This is a genomic window from Salegentibacter mishustinae, assembly GCF_002900095.1.
Classification (GTDB): Bacteria; Bacteroidota; Bacteroidia; order Flavobacteriales; family Flavobacteriaceae; genus Salegentibacter; species Salegentibacter mishustinae.
In genome coordinates, this window is the sequence record NZ_LLKN01000003.1 from 52135 (window position 1) to 68543 (window position 16409).

Annotated in this window: 16 protein-coding genes; 9 read left to right on the forward strand and 7 right to left on the reverse strand. The window is 37.1% G+C overall.

Features of this window, described 5'->3' with window-relative positions; genetic code table 11:
* Positions 1–63: 63 nt before the first annotated feature.
* The 3 genes from APB85_RS16075 to ychF all read right to left on the reverse strand — a co-directional run bounded on the left by APB85_RS16075 (position 64) and on the right by ychF (position 2954).
* Positions 64–798: a class I SAM-dependent methyltransferase gene (locus tag APB85_RS16075; protein WP_057480820.1), complete on the reverse strand. Its 735-nt coding sequence runs from the start codon at positions 796–798 to the stop codon at positions 64–66.
* 94 nt (positions 799–892) lie between these two features.
* Positions 893–1537 carry a hypothetical protein gene (locus APB85_RS16080; protein ID WP_146035386.1) on the reverse strand — a complete coding sequence of 215 codons (645 nt, stop codon included), beginning with the start codon at positions 1535–1537 and terminating at the stop codon, positions 893–895.
* 322 nt (positions 1538–1859) lie between these two features.
* On the reverse strand, positions 1860–2954 hold the full coding sequence (gene ychF / locus APB85_RS16085) for a redox-regulated ATPase YchF (protein ID WP_057480818.1): 1095 nt from the start codon (positions 2952–2954) through the stop codon (positions 1860–1862).
* Between the two features lie 227 nt (positions 2955–3181).
* Between ychF and APB85_RS16090 the strand changes: the two genes are divergently transcribed.
* Positions 3182–4120 (forward strand): C1 family peptidase, encoded by a 939-nt coding sequence (locus APB85_RS16090; RefSeq protein ID WP_160319231.1) that lies wholly within the window; start codon positions 3182–3184, stop codon positions 4118–4120.
* 91 nt (positions 4121–4211) lie between these two features.
* A complete protein-coding gene (gene recQ / locus APB85_RS16095) occupies positions 4212–6329 on the forward strand; it encodes a DNA helicase RecQ (RefSeq protein WP_057480816.1) in 2118 nt (705 codons plus the stop codon).
* Here recQ and APB85_RS16100 read toward each other — a convergent pair.
* The 3 genes from APB85_RS16100 to APB85_RS16110 form a co-directional block, all read right to left on the reverse strand.
* Positions 6326–7117 carry a tRNA pseudouridine synthase A gene (locus APB85_RS16100; protein ID WP_057480815.1) on the reverse strand — a complete coding sequence of 264 codons (792 nt, stop codon included), beginning with the start codon at positions 7115–7117 and terminating at the stop codon, positions 6326–6328. The genes recQ and APB85_RS16100 overlap by 4 nt on opposite strands.
* A 29-nt stretch (positions 7118–7146) precedes the next feature.
* Positions 7147–7944, reverse strand: coding sequence for a lysophospholipid acyltransferase family protein (locus APB85_RS16105; RefSeq protein ID WP_057480814.1), 798 nt, complete (start codon positions 7942–7944; stop codon positions 7147–7149).
* Positions 7945–8114: 170 nt separating this feature from the next.
* Positions 8115–8756 carry an NUDIX hydrolase gene (locus APB85_RS16110; RefSeq protein WP_057480813.1) on the reverse strand — a complete coding sequence of 214 codons (642 nt, stop codon included), beginning with the start codon at positions 8754–8756 and terminating at the stop codon, positions 8115–8117.
* On the opposite strand from APB85_RS16110, the gene APB85_RS16115 reads away from it, so the two are divergent.
* A complete protein-coding gene (locus tag APB85_RS16115; RefSeq protein WP_057480812.1) occupies positions 8755–9513 on the forward strand; it encodes a peptidylprolyl isomerase in 759 nt (252 codons plus the stop codon). The two genes, APB85_RS16110 and APB85_RS16115, sit on opposite strands and share 2 nt — an antisense overlap.
* On the opposite strand, the gene APB85_RS16120 is transcribed toward APB85_RS16115, so the two are convergent.
* Positions 9514–10230 carry an RDD family protein gene (locus APB85_RS16120; RefSeq protein WP_057480811.1) on the reverse strand — a complete coding sequence of 239 codons (717 nt, stop codon included), beginning with the start codon at positions 10228–10230 and terminating at the stop codon, positions 9514–9516.
* Between the two features lie 34 nt (positions 10231–10264).
* On the opposite strand from APB85_RS16120, the gene APB85_RS16125 reads away from it, so the two are divergent.
* The 6 genes from APB85_RS16125 to APB85_RS16150 are packed head-to-tail and all read left to right on the forward strand — an operon-like array spanning position 10265 to position 16358.
* A complete protein-coding gene (locus APB85_RS16125; RefSeq protein WP_057480810.1) occupies positions 10265–11242 on the forward strand; it encodes a stage II sporulation protein M in 978 nt (325 codons plus the stop codon).
* The gene (locus APB85_RS16130; protein ID WP_057480809.1) at positions 11223–12080 is read left to right on the forward strand and encodes a hypothetical protein; all 858 of its coding nucleotides are present in this window, start codon (positions 11223–11225) and stop codon (positions 12078–12080) included. Before APB85_RS16125 ends, APB85_RS16130 begins: the two co-directional genes overlap by 20 nt.
* Positions 12080–12838 carry a DUF4129 domain-containing protein gene (locus APB85_RS16135; RefSeq protein WP_057480808.1) on the forward strand — a complete coding sequence of 253 codons (759 nt, stop codon included), beginning with the start codon at positions 12080–12082 and terminating at the stop codon, positions 12836–12838. The genes APB85_RS16130 and APB85_RS16135 overlap by 1 nt, the downstream gene beginning before the upstream one ends.
* Positions 12831–14045 carry a DUF4350 domain-containing protein gene (locus tag APB85_RS16140; protein ID WP_057480807.1) on the forward strand — a complete coding sequence of 405 codons (1215 nt, stop codon included), beginning with the start codon at positions 12831–12833 and terminating at the stop codon, positions 14043–14045. The genes APB85_RS16135 and APB85_RS16140 overlap by 8 nt, the downstream gene beginning before the upstream one ends.
* Positions 14026–15027, forward strand: coding sequence for an AAA family ATPase (locus APB85_RS16145; RefSeq protein WP_057480806.1), 1002 nt, complete (start codon positions 14026–14028; stop codon positions 15025–15027). The genes APB85_RS16140 and APB85_RS16145 overlap by 20 nt, the downstream gene beginning before the upstream one ends.
* On the forward strand, positions 15027–16358 hold the full coding sequence (locus tag APB85_RS16150; protein WP_057480805.1) for a DUF58 domain-containing protein: 1332 nt from the start codon (positions 15027–15029) through the stop codon (positions 16356–16358). The genes APB85_RS16145 and APB85_RS16150 overlap by 1 nt, the downstream gene beginning before the upstream one ends.
* Positions 16359–16409 lie beyond the last annotated feature (51 nt).

Below are 16409 nucleotides of genomic sequence, written 5' to 3' on the forward strand. Positions count from 1 at the left end.
CTATATGTTCATTTATTAACGAGCTGAAGGTAATCATATTTTATGCCACTTAAATTGAAAAAATTATTTAGCTAATTTTCCTAATCTAAAAAGTATAGGAAATACTACTTTGTTCTTAGCACCAAATGTTGCTTTGAGTTCTTCTTCAATTAGATCTACAGGGTTTTCTCCATTTGCCTTTTCGTAATGTTTTACGGCACTCCAGGTTTTTAAATAGCCAATTAAATGAGTGAATGTCCATTGATATTCTTGCTTAAATCGCGGCGATTCAATTTCTATAAATGGAAAAGGGATAGTTTTATATTTTTTATCTAAATACTTGCGTTCTTCATCCCAAAAAGGACCAACAATATCATGATAAAATTTAAGGATAACTTCATCGGTTTCTGGGTTGCTTTTAAACAACGAATATCCTATCACTGCGATGATGCCATCGGGTTTTAAAACACGTGCTACTTCTTTATAAAAAGCTTCAAAATTAAACCAATGAATAGCCTGTGCTACAGTAATTAGATCGAAACTATTATCTGGAAAGTTAGTTTTCTCTGCAGCCTGCACCGAATAATGAATATTTGGCTGTCTTATTGCATTGTCCAATTGTTGTTGACTTATATCGGTTGCCTGTACTTCTTTAAAGAACTTTGCAAGTGCACCCGCCACCTGACCATTTCCAGTTCCACAATCCCAGGCTTTTTCAGTTTTATGGAGTTTTTCCTTCAGAAATTGATATAATTCCTGCGGATAAGTTGGTCTATATTTGGCGTAGGATGAAGACTTTGAAGAAAAATTATCTTTCATACATCATATTTATTTCATCTAAAATTAAGGAAATAAAGCATAAAAAAAGAGCCGCCTAACTGGCGACTCTTAAATAGTCTATATTTCGTATTTTTTATTGGTCTACCTCAACAGTATCAGGTTCCTGGCTGTAATCTGAATTATCTACAGCTCCAGGATTTCTGCTCATTGCTCCTTCTTCGGTTGGTGCGTCCATTTCCTCCATAACATCGGCAGCTTTATTAAAGAAAGATCTCAACTTATCTTTAGCATCATCTGCCTTCATATCTATCTCCTGAAGTTCAGCCTTAAGCTCATCTACTTCATCAGAAAGTTCTTCGTAAGAATTTTCCTGAAGTTTCTCCAGGGAAGCAATTGCGGTTTGCAACTGCGCACTCATATCTTCTTTAGAATTACTTATAGTATCTCCAATAACTTCAAGTTCTTCATTGGCTTCCATTCCAAAACTTTGGGCTCTTTCTGAAACTGCCGCGGCAAATTTCTGCAAGGCTGTCTCAGGATCAATTTCTTCCTGCATTTCCTCGTACTCATCTTCACCATCTATGTAGGTAAGATAGTCTGATACGGCACTCCCCTCATAGGCATAATTAGATACAGTATCTTCTTCTACCTCCATGGTCTGTTCGAATTCTATATCTGCATCCTCTTTTTTATTACCATCGTTACAGGCAAATAAAACACCAGAGGCCATAATTACCAGCCCGGTCTTTTTTATAAAATTAGGTGTGTGTAATGTCATTCTATTATTTTTTCTAAAATTCATTTCTCTTCTTTTTTGGTTGAAAAATAAAATTAGAAAAATACTCACAGCTTCAGTAAAATCAAGTGGTAAACTAATTTTAAAAAAACAGAAGAGTTTATAAGACTTAGTTAAATATGGAGTATAAGCAGGTTTAAAGGTGAAATTCTCTTAAAATAATTTCAGAGAAATCTTCAGCAATCATTGATAGCACAAAAATCAAGCACCCAAAGACTGGGTGTGACTTTACGCGCTGACTAAAAATATTTTATAGAAATCAAGAACCTCGAGGCAAGCCTCGCGAAATTAAACCCTTTAAGGATTATACGTTGAACCTAAAGTGCATTACATCACCATCTTTAACGATGTATTCTTTACCTTCTACACGCATTTTTCCGGCCTCTTTTACTTTAGCTTCACTTCCATAATGATCAAAATCTTCGTAAGCGATAACCTCAGCACGAATAAATCCTTTTTCAAAATCGGTATGAATTACACCGGCGGCTTGTGGTGCGGTAGATCCTACTGGAATTGTCCAGGCGCGAACTTCCTTTACGCCGGCAGTAAAATAAGTTTGAAGATTTAAAAGCTCGTAAGCTCCACGAATTAATTTAGCAGCTCCCGGTTCTTCCAAACCAATATCCTGAAGAAACATTTGGCGTTCTTCATAATCGTCCAATTCGGTAATATCAGCTTCAGTTCCTACGGCAAGTACCAATACCTCTGCACCTTCCTCTTTTACCGCTTCTCTAACTTTCTCTACATGAGCATTCCCTGACACGGCCGAATCTTCATCTACATTACAAACATACATTACCGGCTTATCGGTAATAAATTGCAATGGTTTTATAAATTCTTTTCTTTCGTCTTCGGTGAGATCTATAGCTCTAACAGATTTTCCGGCTTCTAAACCTTCTTTCACTTTAGTTAAAGCTGTCTGTTCTTTTTGTGCTTCTTTATTCCCGGTACGAGCTGCACGTTTAACTTTCTCCAACTTCTTATCGGTAGTTTCCAGATCTTTTAGCTGAAGTTCCATATCTATAGTTTCCTTATCCCTAATAGGGTCTATAGAACCATCTACGTGCACAATATTATCGTTCTCAAAACAACGTAAAACGTGTAGAATCGCATCGGTTTCCCTAATGTTTCCTAAAAACTGGTTCCCTAATCCTTCTCCTTTACTGGCTCCTTTCACCAAGCCTGCAATATCTACAATTTCTACGGTGGCCGGTTGCACTTTCTCTGGGTTCACCAAACTTTCTAATCGTTGAATCCTTGGGTCTGGAACGTTCACCACTCCAACATTAGGCTCAATGGTACAAAAAGGGAAGTTTGCGCTCTGTGCCTTTGCGTTAGAAAGACAATTAAAAAGCGTTGATTTTCCTACGTTTGGTAATCCTACAATTCCGGCTTTCATAATAATGATTTTTTGCGGCTGCAAATGTACATATTTTCTAGTGCAGCATCTAATTTCTTTTTAAGTACTATTAGTAAAAAATTTGAATAACTTAAAAATTAGAGTTCACTACAATAATCCTCGTTTTCATTAAGTTATTACGTATAAAACTCAAAGAAATTTAATTCTTTATTAAATTGGTGTAAAGATTGATGCTGAAATATCAAAACAAACAACCCAAACTTGTTATGAAAAAACTTCACCTTTTACTTTTTGTACTTACTTTAAGCCTTACAGGTTGTTATAATGATAGGGACGATTTGAATCCTTCCGGCAATAATAATCCTCAAATCCCTGAAGTACCACAGGAAACCGATAATCAATTTGTGGCTGAAGATGGGGAAGTTTATTTCACAGGATTGGAATGTAGCGGCAACGGAAATTATAATTTGGACACTGAAAATTTACTGCAAGACTTAATCATCCCAGATAATTTACCTGAATCTTTCGATTTATCTGAATTTCTACCACCGGTGGGCAATCAGGGCGAGTTGGGTTCCTGCACTTCCTGGGCTACCAGTTATTATATGAAATCTTTTCAGGAGAAAATTGAATCAGGATTACCTTATTCTGATGCAAATATTTTAAGCCCTTCTTACACTTACAATCAACTTACTTCAGATGATTGTGGTGGAACTTCAATTCAAGAAACTCTTGCATTAATAGAAGAACAGGGTGTTGCAGCGCTGGAAATTTTCCCTTATACCGAAAATGAATGCGAAACCCAACCCGACGATGCAACAATTGAAGCGGCTGCGCAAGCTAGAATAGCCGATTATAAAGCTTTAAGCGGAGAAAATATGATTGCCGAAATGAAAACTCTCCTTACCCGGCAACAACCCATAATTATAGGTGCAGTGCTTTCTCCAGAATTTGGGAAAACCGATAATTTTGGTCTAACAGCTTACCGGGAACACGCGGTAGATTATGAAGAAGTAACCTGCCATGCGATGTTAGTAGTTGGGTATAATGATGAATTTGGCGCTTTTAAAGTAGTAAACTCCTGGGGAGAAGCCTGGGGCGACAATGGTTTTGTTTGGATAGATTACCTGGCTTTTGAAAATGTTGGTGATATAGAAGCTTCTTTTAGAGTGATTAAGCAGGCTTATGTAGCCTACGATCTGTAATATTGCAGTTTGCTTATTCTCTATTAAAGGGTTTTCCATAATTTTTCTCAGCAATGTTTGCCAATTATTAGTTTAAGCTAACTTTGCGGCTATGGAAAATACCCGGGTTTTACATACGCTTAAAGAATATTTTGGTTACGATAGTTTTAGACCGCTTCAAAAAAAGATCATCGATTCGGTTTTTGAAGGCAAAGACAACCTGGTAATTATGCCCACCGGTGGCGGTAAATCTATTTGCTACCAGCTTCCTGCAATTTTACTACCTGAAATAACCCTGGTAATTTCACCGCTTATCGCTTTGATGAAAGACCAGGTAGACGGACTTACCGCTAACGGAGTTCCCGCGGCATTTTTAAACAGTAGCCAAACCGAAAGCCAGCAACAGGAGATTTTTAAAAAAATTGATTCTAAAGAATTAAAACTGCTTTATGTTGCTCCGGAAAGTTTACAGTTTGTAGATCGTTTTATGACCGATGGGAAAATAAGTTTGATAGCAGTTGATGAGGCGCATTGTATCTCCAGCTGGGGCCACGATTTTAGACCGGCCTACACCCAACTGGGTTATTTAAAAAATCGGTTTCCCACAACTCCAATGATTGCGTTAACCGCAACAGCCGATAAAGCTACTCGCGAAGATATTTGCCGACAATTAAATATTCCAAACGCCGAAAAGCACATCGCTTCATTTGACAGAAAAAATCTAAGTCTCGATGTGCGCCCGGGAATTAAGCGCTTTGAGCAAATCACCAATTTCGTAAAAACCCGAAAAAAGGAAAGCGGAATTATCTACTGCCTTAGCCGAAAAAACACCGAGGAAATTGCTGAAAAACTACAACGCAAAGGTTTTGAAGCCGAAGCTTACCACGCAGGCTTACCGGCAGAGAAACGTATAGAAATTCAGGACAATTTTATCAATGACAATTCAAAAATTATTTGTGCCACCATCGCTTTTGGGATGGGTATTGATAAATCGAATATTCGCTGGGTAATTCATTATAATATGCCAAAAAACCTGGAAGGCTATTACCAGGAAATTGGTCGTGCAGGGCGAGACGGATTGCCCTCAGACACTATGCTTTTTCATAGTTATGCCGATGTGGTGCAGTTGCAAAAATTTGCTTCCAATTCGGGAAATGAGGAAGTGCAGCTCGCAAAGCTAGACCGAATGAAGCAATATTCGGAAGCATTAAGTTGCCGCCGCAAAATATTGCTGAGTTATTTTGGAGAATTAAAGCAGGAAGATTGTGGCAACTGTGATATTTGTAAAAATCCGCCGCAGTTTTTCGACGGCACTGTTATCGCTCAAAAGGCCCTTTCCTGTATTTTCAGGCTAAAAGAAAACGAACCAATTACTGTAGTAATAGACGTTTTACGAGGCTCACAAAATGAAGCTGTTTTTAGTAAAAATTACCAGGCAATTAAAACTTTTGGAATAGGAAAAGATATTTCCTGGCACCACTGGCAGCAGTATATTATTCAGCTTATCAACCTTGGATACGTAGAGATCGCTTTTCACCGGGGGAATAATTTACAACTTACTGCATTGGCTAAAAATGTCTTGTTTGAAGGCGAAAAAGTACAGTTGGCTGAAGTTCCAGATCGTAAAAAACTAAAACGCCGGGAAGAAACAAAAGTTTCAGAAAAAACTTCAGATAATACTCTTTTCGAAAAATTAAGACAGCTACGTTTAAAAATTGCTCGCGAAGAAGAAATTCCTGCTTACCTCATCTTTAACGATGCTACGCTAAAAGAAATGGAAAAATCCCGCCCTATGACCGATGATGAATTTCTTCAAATCAATGGTGTGGGAAGACAAAAGATGCAGGATTATGGCTACGAATTCATAAAGGAGATCATCGCTTTTAGTAAGCAAAAACGCAGCAAAAAAAAACGTAAAAAAGCAAATACCTATAAGGCAACCCTAAATTTATTAAATGAAGGTTTAAGCCTGGATGAAATTGCGAAAAAGCGAGAGCTGGCGATTACTACGGTTTATTCGCATTTAGCAAAATTGTATGCCGAAAATGAAGCGGTAGATCCTATGAAATATATTTCTAAAGTCGATTTTAAAGCGGTTGAAAAAGCCAGAACTGAACTTGAAAATCCTGAAGGTTTAAAAGTATATTTTGAACATTTTGAAGAAGCAATAGATTATGGAACAATTAGGTTAGCCCTGGCTGTTTTAGAAAAACAGGAAACAGAAGTTTAAAAATCTTCAAGCCCAATTTTATTTAAAAGCAAGCCCGAGGCCGGAACTATGTAATCCATTTGCATTTCTACGCCCGGTTTCAAACTATTTTCCAAATCTTCGAGACTCAATTCTCCTTTGCCAAGTTGCAGCAAAGCACCCATCATTAATCTTACCTGGTGCCTTAGAAAACCGGCGCTGTGAATATGAAAAATATAAGATTTTTTAGGAAAGAAGCTGGCGGTGATTTCGGTATTATCAACTAATTCAGATTTTATAATCTCACGTTCAAAAGTACTGTTCTCCGAAACCCGCACACAATAGTTTCTAAACTGGTGTTTTCCTTCAAAGAGCTTTGCTCCTTTTTTCATCAACTCGATATCCAAATCAAATTGAAAATTAGCCATTAATGGCGCACAGAAAGGATGATTTTTCTCGCCAAAACTAAATAAATAAGCATATTCCTTAAGTTTTGGATGCTGAATGATATTAAATTTCGCATCTACTTCGGTAATGGCAAGTGCCCGAATGTCCTGTGGCAAATTCTGGTTGAATTCTTTTAAAAACTCATTCAAATCAGATAGTGGCTCGTAATCTAAGAACAACTCAAATGCCGATTCCTGAGCAGAAACCATAGCATCAGTTCTACTGGTACCCAAAATTTTAAACTTTTGTTCAGGCATCACATAACGCAGGGTTTTTGTGATTAATTCCTCTACTGTTTTTACATCTGGCTGTTTTTGCCAGCCGTGTAAACGATAGCCTAAATACTGAATTTTAATAAGGTAAAAATAGCGCTTGGGTTGCAAATTTTTGTTTTTCCGGGTTTAGAATATTACTAATATTCCCTTTTCTTATTTAGCTCTTCCATCTCCTTTACCGTTTCGGCAGGAATAACCTTTTGGAAAGAGGAATGTTGCTCTATGGCATATTCCAGTTTACTTACAATATCTTCAATAGATTCATTTTCATAATCTATTTGAAGCGGTTCTTTTATTTGCATAGTTTGCAGAATACCTCTTTTCTTGATCCTGATTCCTTTTTTATCAAAAGAGCGTCTAAAACCATCGATCACGATAGGGATTACAACGGGCTTGTATTGTTTAATAATGTGTGCGGTTCCTTTTCTAATTGGTTTAAAAGGTTTTGTAGTTCCCTGTGGGAAGGTAATTACCCAACCATCCTTTAAAGCAGTTCCTATATTTTTAGTGTCGTTAGGATTTACCTTACGTTCAACTTCCTGCCCTTTAGCCCGCCAGGTTCTCTCTACACTAACGGCTCCAGCATAAGCCATGATTCTAGAAAGTAAACCTGCGTTCATCGTCTCTTTAGCAGCGACATAATAGATATTGAGTTTAGGCTGCCAGATGTAGCCAACATTCTTTATAGAATCTACCCTACCACTTAAGCTGGCATTAAAAACGTGAAACATCGCTGTAACATCGGCAAAATAAGTTTGATGATTGGAAACAAAAAGTACGTTGGTATCGGGAAGATTTTTAATGATTTCAGACCCTTCAATACTCAGTTCATTATAACCGCGATAACGACGATGGGTCAATAGTCCGAAAATACGGATAAGCCACTTTTTCAGAAATAAAATATGTCCAAACGGATTTCTTTTTAATAATCCCATAGTTTAAATTTCAGTTCTTACTTCCTCTAAAATTGCAGTTCGATTAGATTAGGAGACCAGCCCACAAAACCTAAGGAAAAAACAATTCAATTTTGAAACAAGCCAGGCATTAATTAAATCTCGCTAACCGAGTAAAAATTAAGCCGGGCAAATATAACAATTCTTAAATTTTAAAAGCTTTTTCTAAATATTTCTCGTATTTCACTCAGCATCATGCCAGTGGCACCCCATACAATTTGTTCGTTTAATTTAAATGCGGGTACAACCATTTTATTGGAATAACTGGTGCTAAGTTCCTGATTTACAAAATTAGAATGATCCAGAAAATGATCTAGATCTACCTCTAAAATACGCTCTACTTCACTTTCCTGCGGAATTAAAGTTGGTGTTTTTTCCAGCAAACCTAAATAAGGTTGTACCCAAAAATTACTTGGCGGTATATACAAGCGAGTGAGCTCTCGTATCACTTCTATGCTGTTTCTTGGAATTCCAACTTCCTCTTCGGTTTCGCGCAATGCGGTTTGCTCCAGGTTTTCATCTTCGGGTTCTACACGGCCACCGGGAAATCCAATTTGATTAGAGTGAACACCTTTATAGGTTTTTCTTAAAATTAATACCAGATGGGTTTTTCCAAAATTATTTGGGTAAAATACCGCCATAACACCGGCTTTATTAGGCTTAAGACTATTAATATCGAGATTTTTCATCTCTTCACGGCGATTACCGGGCACTAATTTATGATGCGCCTCTTCTCCCGGAAGGACAATTTTTTTTAATTTTGGTATCCTGTCTTTAAAATCCTGAAAATCCATGAAAACCTCGCTTTCTATCGTTTATCTTTTTTTAATTCTGCTTTTCGCAAGTTGTGAAGATAAGGAATCTTCCAGTAAAAATAAGTCTGAAACTACTTCTGAAAACAATGTTTCTGGAACAAAAACCTCTAAATTAGATTCCCTGAAAGCGAAATATGCTAAAAAGGAAGAAATAGCAATACAGAATGAAGAAGAGGTCGATGATAGATTTCCAATTCCGCAGGAGCAACTTATTCCATTTCTAACGCAGTATGGAAAAGAAAATCCCGAGAACAAAGTGCGCATCGTAACCAGTTTTGGGAATATTGAAGTAATGCTTTATCGCGATACTCCCCTGCACCGCGCTAATTTTATAATGCTTGTAAAAAAGGGATATTTCAACAATACCTTTTTCCATCGTGTAGCACCGGGATTCGTGATTCAGGGCGGAAATTCAGATAATGTAGCAACTCCCAGAAAACGTTCTGAAATTGGCGACTATCTTATTCCCAGTGAATTTGATGCCGGGCATAAACATACCTACGGCGCATTTTCAGCAGCGAAATACAGCGAGCAGAACGTGAGTAAAGCTTCTTCTCCTTTTGAATTTTTTATAGTAATGGATGAAAACGGAACTCCACATTTAAATAACGATCATACGGTTTTTGGACGCGTCACTAAAGGAATGCAGGTTGCAGAAAAAATTGCGCGGGTAAAAACCGGCCAGTCTGAATGGCCTATAGATAATGTGGAAATGGATATTGAGATTATAGATTAATTATGCCCGCTGGGTATAATAATTATAGTCTGTAATTACCTGCTGAATAAATTCCATGGGGGATTCCTTAGGCTTGGTTTCCAATAGTTCTGATAATTTTTCTGAAAGCGATAAAATAAGTCGGTGATTATGGTTTTTTCTGGCGGTTTGATAAAGGTTTTTAATATCCTGCACATCGGCATCTTTTAAAACACTCACCTGTGGATATTTAGGTTGATAGCCTTCAGGAATATCCACTGCCAGACTCCGGTTTAAACTTGTTCTGGGCTTTTCAGAAATTACCGTAGTTTTTGCGGCGAGATCTCCCAGGCGCTGTCCTCTTCCATTTAATAAAATTGTAACTACCGCAATAGCGCCGCTACTAATAGAAATATCAATAAATCGAAGCAACCACCTAATTAAATATTCGGCAAAAGCAGGCCTGCTGCCATCTAACTTCACTACTCTAATTTGTAAAGCTGCCTTTCCCGGCGTTCGTCCATCATATAAACTTTCCCATAGTAAATAATACAAAAGGCTGGGCAAGCCCATAACAAGATAGTAAACCCACTGCCCTGCCGCATCTAATCCTGTACCGGCCAATGCCAGCGAACTAATCACTATATATAGGCCAATTATGAATACATCTACGATAAAAGCAAGAATACGATCGCCTACACTCGCAACATTCTGATTAATACTTATATTTTGAGCGGTTTCAATTTGAAAATTATCCATTTAATCTGTTTCTTTGAGTCATAATAGAAAAACCATGCGAGAGGCTGCTTTTGTGAAGCAAAATAAGGATAAATGGCTGAAGTTTGAAAGCCTGCTTCAAAATAAAAATAATCTGCGGCCAGAGCAGCTTTCCAATATTTATATTGAAGTTAGCGACCATTTAAGCTACTCTAAAACCTTTTATCCAAAAAGCAACACTACTACTTACTTAAATCAATTAGCTGCTTCTGCGCATCAAAAAGTCTATAAGAATAAAAAGGAATCACGAAACCGGTTTATTACGTTTTTCACTAAAGAATTTCCATTATTCTTCTATAATTTTCAGAAACAACTACTGCTTAGCTTTTTAATTTTCGCTCTTTTTTCTGCAGCGGGAGCTTTTTCAGCAGCTTCAGATCACACTTTTGTAAGAAGTATTTTAGGCGATGCTTATGTGAATATGACTTTACAAAATATTGCTGAAGGCGATCCTATGGCAGTTTATAAAAAAATGAGTGAAACCGATATGTTCCTTGGCATTACCATTAACAACATTCGGGTTTCTTTATTGGCTTTTAGCATGGGAATTCTTGCCGGAATAGGCACGGTCTTCATCTTAATGCAAAATGCGGTTATGCTGGGATCGTTTCAATACTTCTTTTACGACCAGGGATTGCTTTGGGAATCTGCCAGGACGATTTGGATTCACGGAACTATTGAAATTTCAGTGATAATAATCGCGGGTTGTGCAGGTCTCGTGGTTGGAAAAAGCATATTATTTCCGGGAACTTACACTCGCCTGGTTTCTTTTACGAAAGGGGTAAAAAACGGACTTAAGATTGTGATTAGTACTATTCCATTTTTTATAATAGCCGGTTTCCTGGAAGGTTTTGTCACCAGGCAAACTCAAATGCCCGATTGGTTAGCGATTTTAATCATTGGCAGTTCTTTAGCGCTTATTTTATTCTACTATATTTTTTATCCCCATATTTTAAATAAAAAACATCAAATTAATGAAGCAGGATTACATTGATTTCAAGCAACAGCGAGAGATTGGAGATATTATTAGTTACACCTTTAAATTTATTCGCGAAAATTATAAGGCCTATTTTAAAAGCATTGCTAAAATTGCCTGGCCGGCTTATTTGCTTTTAATCGCCGCCGTAACTTATTATTCCTATTCTACCGTAGGCAATTCACTTATGTTCAGCCAGGATGGCGGTTTCTTTATAAGTTTTGGTTTATTAATGCTTGGTCTACTTTTGTATTTCGCGGTGATGAATGTGGCGGCCTTTCAGTTCGTTAAATCCTATGTAAGTAACTACGGGGAGACAAACCACCACGAAATTAAACAGGGCGTGAAAAAAGACCTGGGTGGAATGTTTGGTCTTGGTGCAATTACCTGGATCTTAATTTTCGCCGGACTTATAATCTTTATTATTCCCGGTATATATTTAAGTGTACCGCTAAGTATTGCAGCCGCGGTTCTTGTGTTTAAAAACGAAAGTATTGGCGGTAGTATTTCTGAAGGTTTTCACCTGGTGAAAAACAACTGGTGGACGAGTTTTATAAGTCTTTTTCTTATTTGGCTTATTGTATATGTGATTAGCTTTATTTTTCAAATCCCGGTACTTATCTACACCTTCATAAAAATGTTTACGATGATGGAAGAAAATTCAGCTTCAGCTGAAAACGTAGCCGATATGTTCGATTGGGTTTACCTTAGCTTAACCATTATAGCTTCCGCAATCCAGTATATACTTTACGCGATTACGCCAATTGGGGTGGCATTCATTTATTACAGTTTAAACGAAGAAAAATATTTCACCGGCGCCTACGAAAGCATCGAAAATCTGGGCAAAAACGAATAATGATCAAATTCCTGCTTTTTTTCAATTTGTTATTCTTCGGAAATTTTATTCCGCAGGAGCCAGTAGTTGCTGATTCTACTGAAATAGCTGAGAACATCACTGATGAAAAACTGGAAAAAGCTGATTTTGACAGCGATAAAATTGAACGTTATAAATCGGAAAAAGCTTTTGATTATTTAGATAAAATTGAAGAGGATTCCTGGTGGACCCGCTTAAAACGTTGGGTTAACCTAAAATGGAATGCTTTTCTCCAATGGCTTTTTGGCGATTATCAAACTAACGCATTCTGGAGTGCTGTTCTCCAGGCTTTACCATACGTTTTACTTGTTTTGGTGCTGGGAGTCATCACCTGGCTTTTTATTCGTTTAAACCCTGGAAACGCGGTGATGGCAGAACCTATTACCGGGAAAGTAAACCTTCAAAAAGAAGAAGAGCTTGTAAAAAGGGCTGATATTTCTTCTTTGATCAATCAAGCCATAAGCGAAGAGAATTATCGTTTAGCGGTGCGTTATTTGTATTTAAAAAGCCTTCGCTTGCTAGATCAAACAGAACATATTTCCTATAGATTTCAAAAAACTAACGAAGACTACATCAATGAGATTAAAGAAACTGGAATAAAAGAGCAGTTCACAAAAATCACCCGGCTCTACGATTTTATCTGGTATGGAGATTTTCCACTTTCTAAAGAACGTTTTGAGAAAGTTGACAGGGAATTCACGGAAATGGAAAACAGTTTAAAACCTGGAAGCAATGGGTAAAACAGCAAAGTTATTTTTCGGTTTTTTCCTGCTCCTGGTGGTGTTTCTAACTTACCTGGAGGCTTCAGAACCTGAACCCGTAAACTGGACACCCAGTTATATGAGTGATGATAAAATACCGCTTGGAACCCTGGTTTTTCACGAAAGCTGGAAGAATACCAACAAATGGGAAATGGAAGAAATTAGCATTCCACCATTTGAAAAACTTGCTGATAGCCTGGGAGATGGCACTTATTTTTTCCTGAATAATGCTGTAGCATTTGATCAAGATGAATTAAATAGAATATTGGATTGGGTTAATAAGGGCAACGAACTTTTTATTTCTGCCAGGGGCATTAGCCCTGCTTTACTGGATACGCTTCACCTGGAAACTAAAGTGTTTATTCCAAAAAACGATCTAAGCTCAAAACCCGAACTGAATTTTAAAAATTCGTCTTTAAAAAGTGAAACTGGTTTTAAATTTAAAAATGAATTTCCTCCGCTCTTCTTTCAGCAAAAAGATAGTGCTTCTATTCAGGTTCTGGGACAAATAAATATTCAGGGAGATGATAAAAACAAACAGCCTAATTTTATAAGTTCTGAATTTGGGAAAGGAAAAATTTACCTACACACCACCCCTGAAGCATTTGGTAATTACTTTCTTTTAACACAGCAGAATTATGAATATGCAGAAAAAATTCTGGCTTATATAAATGAGGAAAAACCGGTATTTCTAGACAATTATTATAAAGCAGGTAAAAGCTTTTACTCTTCTCCGCTCTATATTCTTCTTAGCGATAACCGACTTAAATGGGCTTATTATTTCTTACTGGCCGGCAGTATCTTGTTCATTATTTTTGAAGGAAAAAGAAAACAACGAGCTATTCCGCTAGTAAATCCTGCAAAGAACCAGAGTTACGAATATGCTAAAACCGTTGGTGATCTCTATTTAGAAGAAAAAGAATATGCAGAATTGATTTCGAAAAAGATCAATTTATTTTTAGAGTACATACGGATGGATTATAAAATTTCAACCAAAAATATAGATGAAGAATTCCATACTTTACTGGCGGCAAAATCTGGAAACAGTATCGCTTCAGGAAAGAAACTTTTTGAAAAAATGGAAAGAATCTCTAACAACGAAAATGCCGGCAAAAGTGAATTTTTCGAACTTGCTGAAGCAATAAATAATTTTAAATCACATTCCAATGGAAAATCAGGAAAATAAAGAAACCGAATCGATAAATTTTGATAGTCGTATTCCTTTAGACGATCTTAAAGAAGCTGTTTCAAGTTTAAAAAACCAGCTGGCCAAAGTTATTGTTGGCCAAAATGATTTTGTAGAATTATTAATCGCCGGCCTGCTTTCTAACGGCCACGTTTTAATTGAAGGTGTTCCCGGGGTTGCGAAAACATTAACCGCCAAACTATTCGCAAAAAGCCTGGATACTAATTTTAGCCGAATTCAATTTACACCAGATTTGATGCCTAGTGATGTACTGGGAACTTCGGTATTAAATGCTCAAAAAGGCGAATTTGAATTTAAACCCGGCCCTATCTTTTCGAATATCGTTTTAATTGATGAGATTAACCGTGCCCCGGCAAAAACCCAGGCTGCCCTCTTTGAGGTAATGGAAGAGCGCCAAATTACAATAGATGGTGTACAACACGATTTGGAAGCACCTTTTATGGTATTGGCCACGCAAAATCCTATAGAACAGGAAGGAACTTACGCTTTACCGGAGGCTCAATTAGATCGATTTTTATTTAAAATTGAAGTAGATTATCCAAGTCTTGAAGACGAAATAAATATTCTAAAAACCCATCACGACCGCAAGGGTTCACTACCGATTTCTCAAATTGAAGCCGTTTTGAATCCTAAGAACCTAAAGGAGCTAAAAAACCAGATCCAGGAAATAATCGTTGAAGAAAAGCTGATGCATTATATTGCCAGTATTGTTGGAAAGACCCGTAATCACTCGCACATTTATCTTGGTGCTTCTCCACGAGCTTCTATCGCGGTGATGAATGCTTCAAAAGCTTTTGCCGCAATTAATGGAAGGGATTTTGTAATTCCGGAAGACATTAAAAAAGTGCTAAATCCTGTCTTAGCTCATAGACTTATAATTAGTCCTGATAGAGAAATGGAAGGGATTACCGCCAAAGAAGTGATAGAAATGATTTCCCAATCTGTAGAAATTCCACGTTAGTGCTCAACTTCTTTAAATCCTTATATCTAAATCAACGTTTTTTTTATGCGATCTTCGTCATCGCACTTCTCTTCCTGTTTTCCTATTTCTTTGACTTTTTATTTGGATTCACCTGGGTTTTAAGTTTGCTTTTGCTATTATTCTTTCTTGCCGATCTGGTAAGTCTTTATAAAAACAACCAAATTAATGCCGAAAGAATTCTTCCGCAGAAATTCTCCAACTCAGATGAAAATGATGTAGAAGTAATCCTTGAAAACAATTACGGTTTTTCGATTTATGTAGAAATTATAGATGAAATTCCGGTGCAATTTCAAAAACGCGATTTTTTTAAACGTCTAAAAATTGCGACCGGTGCTACCGAGAAATTTAGTTATTCTTTACGACCGGTAGAACGCGGTGAATATTTCTTCGGAAAACTTAATATTTATAGCTACACAAAAATAGGACTTGCAAAACGCAAAAGTATTTTTGGAGAACAACAAATGCTTAAAGTCTATCCTTCATTTATCCAAATGAAAAAACTGGATTTCCTGGCTATAGATAATCGCTTATCTCAAGCTGGTTTGAAGAAAATTAGAAGGATTGGGCACACCATGGAATTTGAGCAAATTAAAGAATATGTGCCGGGAGACGATATAAGGACCATAAACTGGAAAGCCACCGCCAAACACGGCGATCTTATGGTGAACCAGTTTCAGGATGAAAAGGCCCAACCTATTTATTCTATAATAGATACCGGGCGGGTGATGAAAATGCCTTTTAATGGCTTGAGTTTGCTGGATTATGCAATTAACAGCAGCCTCGCTTTTTCTAATATTGCCCTTAAGAAAAAAGATAAAGTAGGATTAATTTCCTTTTCAGCTAAAATTGAAAGTATACTTAAGGCAAACGCAAAGTTGAGCCAGTTGCAGCAAATTATGGAACGCTTGTATAACATCAATACACAGTTCCCCGATTCAGATTTTAATATGCTCTACAGCAATTTGCGCAAAAGGATCACGCAGCGAAGTCTGTTGATGTTATATACCAATTTTGAACATATTTCAGCCTTAAAAAGACAGCTTCCTTATTTGCAGGCCATCAATAAAAAGCACGTGCTGGTGGTGATATTTTTTGAAAATACAGAACTGGATAAAATTATAACCAGCAAACCCGATAATACTACCGATATGGCTCACCAGGTAATCGCTGAAAGTTTTACACACGATAAAAAGTTAATGGCGGCAGAGTTACGGAAACATGGGATTAATACTTTGCTCACCAAACCCGAAGATCTCAGCATTAACGCCATTAATAAATATTTAGAAATTAAAGCGCGGGGAATACTTTAATACGTAAATCTAAACATCCCCTGGAAGTGATTACGAGAAGAAATCTTAATG